Source organism: Furfurilactobacillus sp. WILCCON 0119, assembly GCF_053471565.1.
This window is the reverse complement of record NZ_JBPCCV010000004.1, coordinates 154,849-168,779: the sequence shown is the minus strand read 5'-3', so window position 1 is coordinate 168,779 and position 13,931 is coordinate 154,849. Positions and strand designations below refer to the sequence as shown.

Sequence of the window (13,931 nt, the reverse complement as noted above, 5' to 3'; positions counted from 1 at the left end):
TTTAATTAACTTTGTTGTGATTTAGCCTCACTTAACGACAAACTTATTTAAACGAACTGAACAGTGCGTCGATCTTAGCTACTTCATCTGCGCTCAAGTTCACGCTAAGCGCCTGAACGTTACTCTTCACCTGATCGGCAACGCGTGCGCCTGGAATAACGACACTAACATCTGGATCGGCAATGTACCACGCAAGAATCGTTTGAGCAACGGTTGCGTCATGATCCGCTGCAATTGCCCGAACACCGTCCAGGCCAGCCATAATTGCCGAAAACTGGTCCGCAGAAAATTGATCAAATTTAGCTGCGTCGTCAGCCGTATACTTTCCGGTCAATAACCCGGAAGCTAATGGGAAGTACGGCACAAACGAAATGTTGTTTTCCTTCAGGTATGGCAACAAGTCTGTTTCTGCCTCCCGATGAACCAAACTGTAATTATCCTCGACAATATCGACGTAACCATCAAGGTTCGCTTCCTTGATCTGAGCCAATGTGAAGTTCGATACCCCAATGGCCTTGATCTTACCAGCTTCCTTTAGTTCTTGTAACGCAGCGACCGCTTCATTCTTTGGGGTCGTCTCGTCTGGAAAATGAATGTAAAAGATGTCGATATAATCCGTCTTCAACCGGGTTAAGGCGTCCTCAACGGCCTGCTTTAAGAACGCTGGTTCATTGTTAGGGGCGAGATCACGTGATTGATCCTGCGCGGCCTTCGTGGCCAAAATAACCTTGCTCCGATCGTAATCCTGAAGAACATCGCCAATAATTGTTTCCGATTGGCCTAAGCCGTACATAAACGCCGTGTCTAATAACGTGATGCCCTGATTGAGCGCTGCCCGAACAACGGCGGCACCATCTTCATCCTTTAAGTTGGGGAATAAATTATGGCCACCAACTTTATTGGTTCCGAGCCCAAGTTTTCCCGTTTGAACATTACTTTTACCAATCGTGACGATTTCTGCCATTTCACATGACCCCCTTGCTAGATTAACTACACCGCTATCATAGAAAATTTTGGCCCAAAAAGAAACGATTTCGATTTCTCCACAAAAAAGGGCCGCACAAAGTGATTTATGTTGACGCTCTCCAACGGAGTCACTATACTAATTTTGTGCTAATGGCACATAAAAACGCCCTACTGGTATAGGGCGCTACGAATCACCGTTTTCAAAGCGGTGACTTGTTTTCATGATTTTAATCTAAACGATACAAATTAAGCCCACTCTAACCTGTCAAAGTCTTTCGAGGGGCTTTTTTTGTACCATTATTTCCAATTGATCAACGAAATAGTTTGAACGATCACGTTGATTAAAGCAACGACAAATATCGCCGTCCCTAACATCAACGTAAGGACGTCCAGGGTGCTCAACTTGTTCACCTTTCTTAGGCAAGTCCATAAGCGTCACCTCTAAACTGAAAACAAGTCACCACTCTGCAACTTTAATCCGGTGCATTCATTATCAGTTTCTATCCGTTCAAATGCAATTCCTGCGCTACTTCAAGCCGCAAAAAAAGGTTCGCTCACCCTTCCGGTGAACGAACCCTTTAAAATTACATTTACATAAAGTCGTTTCTTACCACATACCCAAAACTTTGGTCCATAGTAAGCCACCACCGAGCCAAACGACGATGTAGAAAACACCAAGAATGGCATTCATCCGCCACCAGTCGTTTTGCTTCACGTAACCTGAACCGAACAGAACGGTTGCAGGACCACTAGCGTAATGCGTCGTTGAACTGAACAACGGACCACAGACACCAAGCATGATGGCTGCTAACATTGCTGGCACGTGGGCGGCTAACGCAACCCCCAGTAATGCGGCATACATTGCCGTTACGTGGGCTGTTCCAGAAGCGAACAGGTAGTGAGTGTAGAAGTAGAAGACAAACAGAATAACCAAGACTAACAACCAGCTCATTCCGTGCATTGCACCACCGATTGTCGTTGATAACCACTTGATCAAACCAAACTTCGTTAATTGGTTTGCCAAGAAGATCAGAATTGAGAACCAGATCACTGTGTTCCAGGCACCCGTTTCATTCAAGATGTCCTTTGTTGATAAGACACCCGTCAGTAACAGTAATGAAACGGCGATGAAGGCAACCAACGTTGAGTCCAAACCGATGAAGCTTGATAAGACCCACAGTAACAGTGCCAAAAGGAACACACCACACATGATTTTTTCAGCAGTGCTCATTGGTCCCATGTCAGCCAATTCTTTGTCGGCCCATTCCTTGGCGTTTGGTGTTTCCTTAACCTCTGGTGGATACAACTTGTAAATGATGTATGGGACACAAATCAAACTGATGATCCCAGGAACCAGAGCAGCTAAGAACCAACCCACCCACGTAATGTGAATGCCGGCTTTAGCAGCCATTTGAACGGCAACCAAGTTTGGTGCCATGGCTGTGATAAACATTGCTGACGTAATGATGTCACCGTGGAATTCAGCGAAGACTAAGAATGAACCCATCTTCCGTTCCGTGCCATCCTTTGGGTGTGACCCAAAGGTTGTTGCCAGTGACTCGATGATTGGGTAGATGATCCCACCGGCACGCGCCGTGTTACTTGGCGTTGCGGGTGCAGTGACCAAGTCAACCCCGATCAGTGAGTAGGCCAAACCAAGTGTCCGTTTACCAAACAAGCGGACGAAAATCAGCGCGACCCGCCGACCAAACCCAGTCTTGATGAACCCCCGTGACAGGAAGTAAGCCATGGCAATCAACCAAACAACGTTGGTCCCAAAGGCCGTAACGGCTTCTTCCATGGGCACAATGCCAAGTAAAACGGTGATGGTCATCCCGATCAACGCAACCCCTGCAATTGGTAGTGGCTGGGTGATACAACCAATAATTGTTGCAACGAAAATTGCTAAGATGTGCCAAGCAGCGAGGCTAATGCCATCTGGTCGAACTGGTGCGACGAACCAGAGAATTAACCCAATCACTACTGGCCAAAGAAACTTTTTATAATTAACTTTCTCTAAACCCATGATTTATTTCCTCTCAATATTACCCACCGAACTAGTCGGTGGAATCAGTACATTTTAAGGTGTGCGCATCAAGCGATGTGAGCGCTAACCCAACCAACAAGGACGACAAAACTAACAAACCTAATAGTGCGAATGCCATGTGCCACTCCTCCTTAATCAAGGACTGCCTTAGTGATGATGCTGAACTTTTATTTTTTCAATGTGCGTGATTAACGATCGATGTTTGTCATCTTTAATGGGTCAACCCATTCGTCAAACTGTTCTTCAGTAACCTTGCCAGACTTCAGAGCAGCAACACGTAACGTTGTCCCTTCTTCATCAGCCTGTTGGGCAATTTTGGCACTGTCATGGTAACCAATGTGCGGTGATAAGGCGGTCACCGTCATCAGTGAGTTGTCCACTAATTCTTGCATCCGTTCCTTGTTAACCGTCAAGCCATGGATCATCTTGTCGGCAAAGCCCATCATGGTTCCACGTAACAATTCTGCTGATTCAAGAAAGGCGTCGATCAGAACTGGTTTGTAAACGTTCATTTCGAAGTTCCCTTGTGAAGAAGCCATGGTAACCACCACGTCATTCCCCATTACACGAACCGCAGCCATGGTGATGGCTTCAGCCTGTGTTGGGTTAACCTTCCCAGGCATGATTGAAGAACCAGGTTCGTTAGCAGGAATGTTTAATTCCGCATAAGCGGCACGGGGGCCACTTGCTAAGAACCGAACGTCATTAGCGATCTTCATCAGGTCGGCAGCTAACGTCTTCATGGCACCGTGGACAACATCTAAGTTTGAATGAGCAGCTAAACCGTAGAACTTGTTGGTCTTGGCTGTGAATGCTGGCCCATAGGTCTTACTCATCCGGTCGGCAATGTCATCGGCAAACCCGGGAGCGGCGTTCAACCCAGTCCCAACGGCCGTTCCACCCATTGCTAATTCAAGCAAGGTGCCGTCCAAACTCTTCAGGTAACCGAGGTCGTGTTCGATCATGCTGACCCAACCACTGATTTCTTGACCAAACGTCAATGGGGTTGCGTCTTGCAAGTGGGTCCGGCCGATTTTAACTGTCCGCCAGTATTCTTCTTGCTTAACCTTTAATTCATCGATCAAGTGTTGGGCAGCTTCTTCTAATTCAGCAACCGCAACGCTGGCCGTGATGTTCATGGCCGTTGGGAAGATGTCGTTTGAACTTTGACCGTGGTTCACGTCATCGTTTGGTAGGATTTCAATGGATGAATCCAACTTTGCGGCTTCGTGAGCGACAACTTCGTTTGTGTTCATGTTCGTTTGTGTTCCAGAACCCGTCTGGTAGACACGCAATGGGAAGTCCTTCCGCAGGTCCTCATCACTCAACTTCAACAGTTCGTCAATGGCGCGAACGATCAGTTGACCCTTTTCAGCACTAACTTGACCAAGTTCCTGATTGGCTTCGGCAGCGGCACGCTTAATTTGTAACAGGGCACGAATAATAGCAATTGGCATGAATTGCCCCGTTGGAAAATTGTTCCGGCTCCGTTCAGTTTGTGGCCCCCATAGTGCTTCACTAGGGATGTTAACTGGCCCAATGGTATCTTCTTCGACACGATAATCTGACATTATCATGGTCCTCCGTTTCCTTGTGTTTTTAGTAACAAACAAAATGAAATAAAAGCAACGCACGTCCGAATTACCAACAGTAATTTCGCACGCGTCGTTATTAACCTCACTTAGTCTACAATCTCACAAAGCTTATAGTCAAACTGAATAGGTGTCATTAAAAAGATTAATAGTACCGTCAACAGAACGTGTAAACGCCAGGTATTATCCACTTCTTAAATCCACTTAATTTCATCTTTGCTTGTGAATCTACCAACGAAACACTTTTTCTCATAATTATCAAAAAAAGTGTGCAGATTTATTCTGCACACTTCCAATAACATTCATTTTAATGTTAGCGGTCTGCTAAACGTGAAAACACGTTTATTCTGCCGTTGCGTCATCCAAAACCTGTTTCAATGCCGCTGCCGAAGCAGTCATCTTGGCTTGTTCTTCATCCGTCAATGGGACTTCCATAACACCTGCAACACCGGTCGCATTAATCAATGCGGGGGTTCCAATGTACATATCCGTTAACCCATACTGACCGTTCATTGGTGCCCCAATTGGTAACACCACGTTTTCGTTCCGTAAAACGGCCCGGCTCAACCGCATCAAACTCGTGGCAACACCGTAGAAGGTTGCCCCCTTCAGGTTGATGATGCTGCCACCCTTAACGCGGGTTTCCTGTTCTAATTGACCCAATTCTTCTTGGCTAACACCAGCTTCCTTGGCAACGTCCAGTAATGGGCGACCACCAATCGTTGAAGCACTGTACGCAGCGAATTCACTGTCCCCGTGTTCGCCTAAAATGTAGGCGTCAACCGTCCGCAGATCCGCGTTGAACTTCTTTGCCAACGCAACTTGCCACCGACTAGTATCTAATGACGTGCCTGAACCAATAACGCGTTCCTCTGGAAAACCAGAAAGCCGTTGCGTCATCGTCGTCAACACATCAACTGGGTTAGCGGCCACAATGAAAATCCCGTCAAAGCCACTATCAACAACTGGTGTCACAATGGACCGTAAGATCTTCAGGTTCTTGTTGACTAAGTCTAACCGTGATTCACCCGGCTTCCGAGGAACGCCGGCAGTAATAATCACGAGGTCTGCATCCGCAGCGTCTGCGTACGTCCCCGCATGAACATCCATTGGTGCTGTCATGGGTTGAACGTCTTCTAAGTCCAGCGCGTCGCCCTTGATGTGGTCCTCTTGAATATCAACAATGACTAATTCATCCGCGATTTGTTGTTGTAACATTGCAAATGCGTATGAAGAGCCAACTGCTCCGTCCCCAACCAGGACAACTTTTTGATGTTTTACTTGATTAGTCAAAAGTGTGCTTCCTTTCTGTAAAAAGCCCGTCATGAATAACATTGAATTTGTGTAGTGCAACACGTAGCAGGCTGGCCGAACACATTCCACTTCATGGCAGTGATGTGAATGCGTCGGCCCATCAATCATCTGGCTTACGGTCTTTAACCGCGTAATTGATGGAAGTAGCGTAACCCGTTCACCCCTCACTCGTCAAGCACAATCACTAGAAACATGTGAATGAGTTCAATAAGTTAACCAGCTAATTGATCGGCGTGATCATCACGTTTTCTTGCAATCGGTTCATTTGATGACCCATTATTTGCATAAATGGGTATACTAGACTAAGTAGTGTCACAACATGATAGGAAAGAGAAGATAATTCAATGATTTCATTACAATCACCACGTGAAATTGAAGGGATGCGCAAAGCCGGCGCCATTTTAGCTGGGATGCACATTGGCTTGCGCGACATCATTAAACCTGGAATCTCAAGCTGGGAAATTGAACGGTTTGCCATTAAATACTTTGACGAACACAATGCCAAGCCTGAAGAAAAAGGGTTTGAAGGCTACGACTTTGCAACTTGTGTCAGCGTTAATGACGAAGTTTGTCACGCTTTCCCTCGCAAAGACCTTTTGCTGAAGAACGGTGACCTCGTGAAGGTTGACACGGTTATCAGTGTCGACGGTTACATGTCCGATTCTTGCTGGGCCTTTGCTGTCGGCGAAGTTAGCGACGACGTGAAGAAACTGATGGATGTCACCAAGAAGGCCCTTTACCTCGGAATTGATCAAGCCGTGGTTGGGAACCGGATCGGTGACATTGGTTACGCCATTCAACATTATGTTGAAGACGAAATGGGTTACGGCGACGTTCGTGAATACGTTGGTCACGGAATCCAGCCCACCATGCACGAAGACCCAATGGTTCCTGCCTATGGTGAAGCCGGCAAGGGCGTTCGGTTGCGTGAAGGGATGACCATCACCATCGAACCCATGGTCAACATTGGTGACTGGCGTTGTGCGCCTGTTGCTGATGATGGCTGGACTGTTCGCACCGCTGACGGCAGTCTTAGTTGTCAGTACGAACACACCTTAGCCATTACGAAGGATGGTCCAAAGATTTTGACCAGCCAAGATCCAGAGTTTGACGCAAAGTACCTTTAATCACAACATTTACCACAGGTACCCCCATGAACAACGTCGTCCGTGGGGGTACCTTTTTTCATTTTCATTCCCGTTGTATAATCAACTTAATTATTTTTAAAAATAGAAAGGTTGGTCAACTCTATGGCAGCACGTGGACTCAACATTAATAACATCACGGTCGCTCAGTCACAAACGGACCTGATCGCCGCCGGGGCAGCATTACGCACCAAAGTACCACTGACTGACCTTGGCACGTTTGTCCCGACAAAACGGGATGCAAACTTATTAATGGGTCGAATTGCTGACATGTTGGTTCCTGAACTTCTGCCAGAACGTTACCGGCGGATGGGTGTCTCGTCGTTTACCTTCTTCCGGGGAACCGCCGAACTCATGGCCCATGACTTAAATCACCAGGCTAGCACGCACATTCCGATCATCATTTCTGGTGACGCCCACCTTGGTAACTTCGGGTTCTTTGCCTCACCGGAACGGCAACTCATTTTCGATCTCAACGACTTCGATGAAGCTGGGGTAAACTCCTGGGAACGTGACGTTAAACGGCTCCTTGTGAGCGTCATCCTTGCCGGCCGTGAAAATGGCTTTAAGGAAAAGAAGATTCACAAAGTGGTTCATGACACGGCTAAGAGTTATCGCCTTGGCATCAACGCCAGTATGGCCCGCACCACGTTGGACCGGTTTTACCCAGCAAACGATGTTGCCAGCATTCTGAAGGCTGTTCCTGAAGACACACCAACAGCCACGATGCTTCAATATTTCCTCAGTAAAGCAGGCAAACGTAACTCTGAACAGGTCGTTAAAAAGTTTACCCACATGACAGATGACGGTCTTCGCTTTGTTGATGTTTCCACCATCACTCGCCACACAAATGATGACGTGACTAAAAACATCAGCGACTACTTAGCGGCGTATCGGGCGACCGTTCGGACGGACATTGCCCTGTTACTTTCGCAATACCACATTACAGATGTTGCCCGTCACTGTGTCGGTGTTGGGAGCTTTGGCTCGCGCTGTTACCTTGTGTTATTAACGAGTAACGATGGTAGTCACCTCGTTCTCCAAATTAAAGAAGCCCTCCCAACCCGGAAATCCGGAACTGAACGCCAGTTGAACCTATCATCTTTTGCTGAAGACAGTGAGGGCCAGCGGATCATCGATTCACAAAAGATCCTTCAATCTGCGTCCGATCCCTTCCTTGGCTACTTTCAGAGCAAAAAGCATAGTTTCTACGTCCGCCAATTTCGGGACATGAAAACATCGGTTGACCTTTCGACCCTTGATTGGGATCAATTCCACGTTTACGCCGAAGCTTGTGGCCGGTTACTTGCCATTGACCATTGCCAAACGCCAACAGCCGCAATGATTGCCGGGTACATTAACGATGATAAGGAATTTGACCACGCCATGAGCAACTGGGCTGAAGCCTACATTGACCAGGTTGAAACAGATTACGCTCTGTTTTTAAAGGAACATCCTAAAGAAGTTACCGATACAACCATTTAGCACCAGCATTCATAAATTCAAGTAACGGCAACACCCGCAATCCTCTGGGCGCTGCCGTTTTATGGTTTTAACCGAATGGTCAGAACACTCGCGTCTCAATAAAATCGTTACCTCTTTAGCAGTTCCTTAGTCTTCTTTTAAGTCCACTTTATGCTGGCGGCCATAGACTAATCACAATCTCAAATTACTACCGGGTCACCTACTCTTGATCATCACCGTGATGATGACAACCCAACGACCCAGTCTTTCGCTAAGGCTAACTAAGGAGGAACTCATGATGAAAACAACAACAGAAGCAAAGTTTATGACACGGATCATCAACGTGATGGGCGTCCCATTCACACTCAAAATGGGAACCTTAACGATCGAGACAGACGCCCACCTAACGTTTGATCAAACCGTTAAAAACGTTGCTCACTATCTCCACCACATTGAAAAAATAACGACCATACCCCAAGACGCGACGCCCCTTGAACGTCAACGTGGACTAGCCAAAACTGAGCTTACTCCCCTTTTGCATCAGTTTGACTTTATCAATCACGTTGCCCAATCTTCACTCGACCAATCAACTCTGATGACAATCCTTACCCGTCAGTGGGCGATTCGCCAGGCATTCATCAAGTATCTCCAACCGCTTTTACAACTCCCCAGTGTTTTCGCGGTTGCACTGGAATGCCCTGGTACAATTCAGGTCGGCACTGCGGCTGACACCACCTTTACCTGGACCATTGGCGTTGAAACTCCCCATCGCGCCAATACTGCTTACCAGCTCCAGAATGGTGCGGTTGTCACCCAGTCCGCCAACCTTGCCACTGATAACAACACCAGTAACCTTCTTCAGGCCACGATTGTTGCAAGTGACCTTGCCGAAGCGAGTACCTGGGCAACCATCGCAGTCGGAACAGCCATCCCCAGCTTTCTTCGAATTGCCGTTACCCATCGTCTTTCCGGCTTCCTCATTAGCTCACCAACCGCTGGTCAATCCCTCGACCGTGGCACGGTTCAACAACATGACTTAGTCGCCGTTTAATTTCGATGATGACGTTCCCCTGTAAACTTAAAACCCCCACGGAAAATTCCGTGGAGGTTTTTGTGGTTTCACGTGAAACAATTAGATTTGTTTCCCATAGCTCATATTTACTGCTACTGTGCTCTCTCAGTACTACAACATGTAAATCAAAGCTCGTCCTACTTGCTCGTCATCTTGATCCCGATAATTCCAATGAATAAGAAGCCAACGAAAACCCACGTCAACGGGCTGATTCGATCGCCAAAGAAGACCACCCCAACGATTACAGAACCGACCGCACCAATTCCGGTCCAAATGGGATAGGCAATGCTCATTGGGAGTCGTCGTGTTGCCTCTGCTAAACAGACGAAACTCACCAACATTCCAATGATGGTGAGTGCAGTGAATCCCAGTTTATGAAACCCATCACTCATCTTCATAAACGTTGCCCAAACAACCTCAAAAAGTCCCGCGATTGTTAAATAAAGCCATGCCATAACATTCCATCTCCTTAAAAAAATACACCGCGCCCATATCCGATTAAGCCTAACGGATATAAGTGCGGTGCCTGCCCGGCGGCAGATTCGTATTTACCTTATAAAAAGCATATCAAATTGTTGATTTGGGGGCAAGTTTCCCAGTTGACCATCTGAAAAAACGGCTTAACGTCACTGATTTGTCAGTAACGTTAAGCCGTTTTGCACGGTGAATTATGATTTATTGCAAGAAAAATCATCCGCGTCTAATAAGTTATTCATTCAACCGGTCCAACCCAGACATCAAACGTCTGTCGTCCATCTGTTTCCGCAGGGTCCGCAAATAATTGATCCACAACCCAATCCATTTTTGGTCCGTCGAGATCAATGTGTTGATGTCCTTCACAGGGTTTACTCACATAGCCACCATCTTTCATTTGTCCAAGGTGTTAGCAACATTTTTATTATAACGGATAAACCAACCATTTGACTAATCTAAGCCCCCCATTACTCAAATCTTTACTTTATCGTTCTTACCACTGTTCCAAGAGAGCACATTAATTGCGTTACCCACTTAATGATTGTATGCTAATAATTATATTTAGTGGATTTGTTTACCCAATGAAGGAGGTCTTCGAAGATGACAAATGACTCATTTAAAATTAGTGACGTTCACTTTGCAGACTTATCAAAATCAGAACTCAACTTCTTTTTCGCTGTAATGACGCGAATGCACCATCTACGGATGACAAACGTTGTGTTCAACTTTGATGAACTCACCTGGCTTGCCGATGACGGTGATGACACCCCATTTGACACCGTTTTACGGGATGTTGTCGATCACGTGCGCCAGACGAACTCAACGTACGAGGACGGCCAAGGTGGCGCCAAACACGATTTCTTCACCAAACTTGAGATTGATGACGATCAACACATTGTTTCAATTTCACTGAATCCTGACTTCGAGTTCTTAGTCAAGGTTGAGGTCAAAGACGCTAACTAATTTTATTCACAAGAAAAGCTGATTGTTAGCACCCCACCCGTTTGGGCTGGTGTGTTAACAATCAGCTTTTTAATTTTACCCATTAATGATGCCGAAGCCGGGCTAACTGCCCAGCAAAATCTTCCTGGTGTTGCAACAAATGACTCGCGTAAGGGTCCGTTGTTTCCACCCGCTCGCCGTGCTCACTTTCGTCCAGGCCAATTCTTTCATCCTGTGCTGAAACACGCATTGGAATAAACCGGCGTAAGCCCCAAATCAGTAACCCACTGGTAACGGCGACCATCAACATCGTCACAACGGTTGCCACCGTTTGAACCCCGAGCAAGTGCCAGCCACCGCCATAAAAGAGGCCATCATGGATCACCGCTTGATTCACTTGGTGCGTGGCGAAGAGGCCCGTCAGGATTGATCCGGTGATTCCGGCAACCCCGTGACAGCCAAACGCATCCAACGCATCATCGATCCCAATCAATGGTTTCAACACATGAACAAACCCATAACTAGCTAACGTTGCTAACACGCCGATCCATAGCGCCCCATTTACGGTAACGTACCCAGCAGCTGGTGTAATTCCGACCAGGCCACACAAGGTTCCGGTACAGATTCCAGTCAACGTGACCCGCCGGTGAAGCAGCGCCTCTAGCCCCATCCACGTCATCATCGACGTGGCGGTGGCGACCGTCGTGGTTAACATTGCGGTAACGGCCACACCATTGATTGCCAGCGCACTCCCCGCATTAAAGCCATACCAACCAACCCACAGAATTGTTGTTCCACAAAGAACCCACGGAAGGTTATACGGATGGTTGGTCGCTGGCCGTAACCGTCGCCCTAAGAACGCTGACAAGACGTACGCGGTAACACCAGCATTAATATGAACCACCGTTCCACCAGCGAAATCTAGAACGCCAAGCTTCGCCAGTAACCCGTTTGGACTCCACACCATGTGCACCATCGGATAGTAAACCACGAGGCTCCACAGCACGATGAAAGCCAATAAGAAATTAAACCGAATTCGGCCCACCACCGCACCGACAAACAGTGCTGGTGTGATCACCGCAAACATCATCTCAAACAGTAAATAAACCGCTTCAGGAATTCCAGTCGCCGTCGTGCGCATGAGGTTTGCATCCGTTAACCACCAGTGCTGAACGTGGCCCACGACGCCACCAATATCCCCGTTGAACGCTAACTGCGATCCCACCATCACGAATAGTAAAATGGCTAACCCACAGATGACAAAGACCGATAGCATCGTGCTAACGACGTTTCGTTTTGAGACCAAGCCACCATAGAAAAACGCCAAGCCAGGCGTCATGAACAAGACTAAAATCGTCGATAAAATCATAAATACCGTGTTTGCTGGATTCATTACGCCACCCCATTTTGATCGTACGATACAAATATATCAGATCAATGTCAAGGTTCTTTCAACCACCGGTAAATATTTAACTAATTTAATTGTCGCCCGAAAACGCGAAACGACATGCAGTCTTCGACTCATCTAACAAGAATCCCCCACTCATGGACCAAGTACATACTCGCAACTTTTTCTGGTTTTGGCTCCCGAAAACGCGAAACGACATGCAGACTTCGACTCGTCTAACAAGAATCCCCACTCATGGACCAAAAGCGTCCATAAGTGGGGATTCTTGTTAGACGAGGGAGCCTAAACGCATGTCGTTTCGCTCTCTCTTTTTTATTTATCTGTCCTATAGGCCCACACGACCATGACAAGGTTGATGACCACCAGCAATGTTGTCATCAAGAACACGTACCGATAATCCAGAATGCCTGATACCGCCGATGGCCTGCGACGATTGATTGTAACTGAAAATTCGGCTAACTGCTTCATCCGGCGTATTTAGCGTCATCACTGTTTGGGTCACGGGCAGTAACGCCGCGTCGGAAATGCCAACCAAAAAGCGCCACACCCCTAACATAACGACCGACGTCACGAAGAACATCGGAACAAACATCAATCCACAAAAGATCAATCCGGCAATCAGTACGCGCTGGGGCCCAATGTGATCCCCCAGTGAGCCAAGTCGTGGTGCGGCAATTAGCGTTGCAATCCCTGGTAAAGCGGCGATGACCCCACTAGCAAACGCAATGTTTCCGCGCCCACCCATCAGTTCTTTTACGAACAAACTGATAATCGGGTTGATCGAAGTTGTCGCTGCTTGAATCAGCATTGATGACCCAATCATCGCCCACACGATTCGGGGATGAGCGATGTGAGCAAACGCACTTTCCTGCCCCGCCTTATCCGTTTTCGCAACAGGTGTGAAATCTTCCTTAACATAGAAGTACGTGACCAGAGACGCAATAAACATTAAGAACCCAAAGATAAAGAACGGTATACGGTAGCCGGCGACCTCGGCAATCAGTCCACCAATGATCGGTCCAATCAACTGACCACCAACGGCGCCCGTCGTGAGTGTTCCCATTGTCTTGCCGCTTTGTTCTATGGGCACTTCACTGGCGATCAACGCGTACGCGTTATTAATGTATCCGGAAAAGGCACCCTGAATGAGCCGTAACCCAATCAGCACCCACACATTGGGCGAAAATCCGGTCAACGTGGCCGTGATCGTCATCCCAATGGCGGCTCGCATCAACATCGGTTTGCGCCCCGTCCGGTCTGCCAACCGGCCCCATAGTGGGGACACGATCGCCTGACTTAGAAACGTGACCGAAAAGGCCAAACCGGCATACAGCGTCAGCTCCCATTTCGGGAAATGACCCATTTGACTAATAAATAGCGGTAAAAATGGCAGACTCATGCTGGCACCTGCACCGGTAACAAAATTACCGACCCATAATGCTGACATGTTTTTCTGCCATTGTGCGCGCGGTTGACGTGACATAGCTCCACTCCTCAATTGACTCTA

Annotated in this window: 12 protein-coding genes and 1 pseudogene; 4 read left to right on the top strand and 9 right to left on the bottom strand. The window is 47.4% G+C overall.

The genetic code is table 11. The annotated features are described in order from the left end of the window. Window positions 1-43: 43 nt before the first annotated feature. The 5 genes from ACRYI5_RS07910 to ACRYI5_RS07890 form a co-directional block, all read right to left on the bottom strand. Window positions 44-964: an aldo/keto reductase gene (locus tag ACRYI5_RS07910; RefSeq protein WP_448224904.1), complete on the bottom strand. Its 921-nt coding sequence runs from the start codon at window positions 962-964 to the stop codon at window positions 44-46. A gap of 299 nt (window positions 965-1,263) precedes the next feature. After that, window positions 1,264-1,377, bottom strand: a complete 114-nt coding sequence (locus ACRYI5_RS07905) for a putative holin-like toxin (protein WP_448224903.1) — start codon at window positions 1,375-1,377, stop codon at window positions 1,264-1,266. A 196-nt stretch (window positions 1,378-1,573) separates the two neighbouring features. Continuing rightward, window positions 1,574-2,992 (bottom strand): anion permease, encoded by a 1,419-nt coding sequence (locus ACRYI5_RS07900; protein WP_407880782.1) that lies wholly within the window; start codon window positions 2,990-2,992, stop codon window positions 1,574-1,576. Window positions 2,993-3,201: 209 nt separating this feature from the next. Next, on the bottom strand, window positions 3,202-4,584 hold the full coding sequence (locus ACRYI5_RS07895; RefSeq protein WP_407880784.1) for a class II fumarate hydratase: 1,383 nt from the start codon (window positions 4,582-4,584) through the stop codon (window positions 3,202-3,204). A gap of 363 nt (window positions 4,585-4,947) precedes the next feature. Beyond that, window positions 4,948-5,898 carry an L-lactate dehydrogenase gene (locus tag ACRYI5_RS07890; protein ID WP_448224902.1) on the bottom strand — a complete coding sequence of 317 codons (951 nt, stop codon included), beginning with the start codon at window positions 5,896-5,898 and terminating at the stop codon, window positions 4,948-4,950. Between the two features lie 365 nt (window positions 5,899-6,263). On the opposite strand from ACRYI5_RS07890, the gene map reads away from it, so the two are divergent. The 3 genes from map (at window position 6,264) to ACRYI5_RS07875 (ending at window position 9,579) form a co-directional block, all read left to right on the top strand. Next, window positions 6,264-7,046: a type I methionyl aminopeptidase gene (gene map / locus ACRYI5_RS07885; protein ID WP_407880787.1), complete on the top strand. Its 783-nt coding sequence runs from the start codon at window positions 6,264-6,266 to the stop codon at window positions 7,044-7,046. Between the two features lie 123 nt (window positions 7,047-7,169). Beyond that, window positions 7,170-8,549, top strand: coding sequence for a DUF2252 domain-containing protein (locus tag ACRYI5_RS07880; protein ID WP_448224901.1), 1,380 nt, complete (start codon window positions 7,170-7,172; stop codon window positions 8,547-8,549). A gap of 274 nt (window positions 8,550-8,823) precedes the next feature. Beyond that, the gene (locus ACRYI5_RS07875; protein ID WP_448224900.1) at window positions 8,824-9,579 is read left to right on the top strand and encodes a hypothetical protein; all 756 of its coding nucleotides are present in this window, start codon (window positions 8,824-8,826) and stop codon (window positions 9,577-9,579) included. 158 nt (window positions 9,580-9,737) lie between these two features. Here ACRYI5_RS07875 and ACRYI5_RS07870 read toward each other — a convergent pair whose 3' ends face one another. Both ACRYI5_RS07870 and ACRYI5_RS07865 read right to left on the bottom strand, forming a co-directional pair. Then, the gene (locus ACRYI5_RS07870; protein ID WP_448224899.1) at window positions 9,738-10,055 is read right to left on the bottom strand and encodes a DMT family transporter; all 318 of its coding nucleotides are present in this window, start codon (window positions 10,053-10,055) and stop codon (window positions 9,738-9,740) included. 253 nt (window positions 10,056-10,308) lie between these two features. Next, window positions 10,309-10,440, bottom strand: a complete 132-nt coding sequence (locus ACRYI5_RS07865) for a hypothetical protein (RefSeq protein WP_407880796.1) — start codon at window positions 10,438-10,440, stop codon at window positions 10,309-10,311. A 234-nt stretch (window positions 10,441-10,674) separates the two neighbouring features. Between ACRYI5_RS07865 and ACRYI5_RS07860 the strand changes: the two genes are divergently transcribed. Next, window positions 10,675-11,037, top strand: a complete 363-nt coding sequence (locus ACRYI5_RS07860; RefSeq protein ID WP_407880798.1) for a RepB family plasmid replication initiator protein — start codon at window positions 10,675-10,677, stop codon at window positions 11,035-11,037. A gap of 82 nt (window positions 11,038-11,119) precedes the next feature. Here the strand turns inward: ACRYI5_RS07860 and ACRYI5_RS07855 are convergent, their stop codons facing one another. Further along, a complete protein-coding gene (locus ACRYI5_RS07855; protein WP_448224898.1) occupies window positions 11,120-12,409 on the bottom strand; it encodes an ammonium transporter in 1,290 nt (429 codons plus the stop codon). Between the two features lie 327 nt (window positions 12,410-12,736). Next, window positions 12,737-13,907 (bottom strand): annotated as a pseudogene (locus ACRYI5_RS07850) (MFS transporter). Window positions 13,908-13,931 lie beyond the last annotated feature (24 nt).

Coding starts and splice junctions, on each gene's coding strand:
- ACRYI5_RS07910 (WP_448224904.1), bottom strand. CDS start 964: ATGGCAGAAATCGTCACGATTGGTAAAAGTAATGTTCAAACGGGAAAA.
- ACRYI5_RS07900 (WP_407880782.1), bottom strand. CDS start 2,992: ATGGGTTTAGAGAAAGTTAATTATAAAAAGTTTCTTTGGCCAGTAGTG.
- ACRYI5_RS07895 (WP_407880784.1), bottom strand. CDS start 4,584: ATGTCAGATTATCGTGTCGAAGAAGATACCATTGGGCCAGTTAACATC.
- map (WP_407880787.1), top strand. CDS start 6,264: ATGATTTCATTACAATCACCACGTGAAATTGAAGGGATGCGCAAAGCC.
- ACRYI5_RS07880 (WP_448224901.1), top strand. CDS start 7,170: ATGGCAGCACGTGGACTCAACATTAATAACATCACGGTCGCTCAGTCA.
- ACRYI5_RS07875 (WP_448224900.1), top strand. CDS start 8,824: ATGATGAAAACAACAACAGAAGCAAAGTTTATGACACGGATCATCAAC.
- ACRYI5_RS07870 (WP_448224899.1), bottom strand. CDS start 10,055: ATGGCATGGCTTTATTTAACAATCGCGGGACTTTTTGAGGTTGTTTGG.
- ACRYI5_RS07860 (WP_407880798.1), top strand. CDS start 10,675: ATGACAAATGACTCATTTAAAATTAGTGACGTTCACTTTGCAGACTTA.
- ACRYI5_RS07855 (WP_448224898.1), bottom strand. CDS start 12,409: ATGAATCCAGCAAACACGGTATTTATGATTTTATCGACGATTTTAGTC.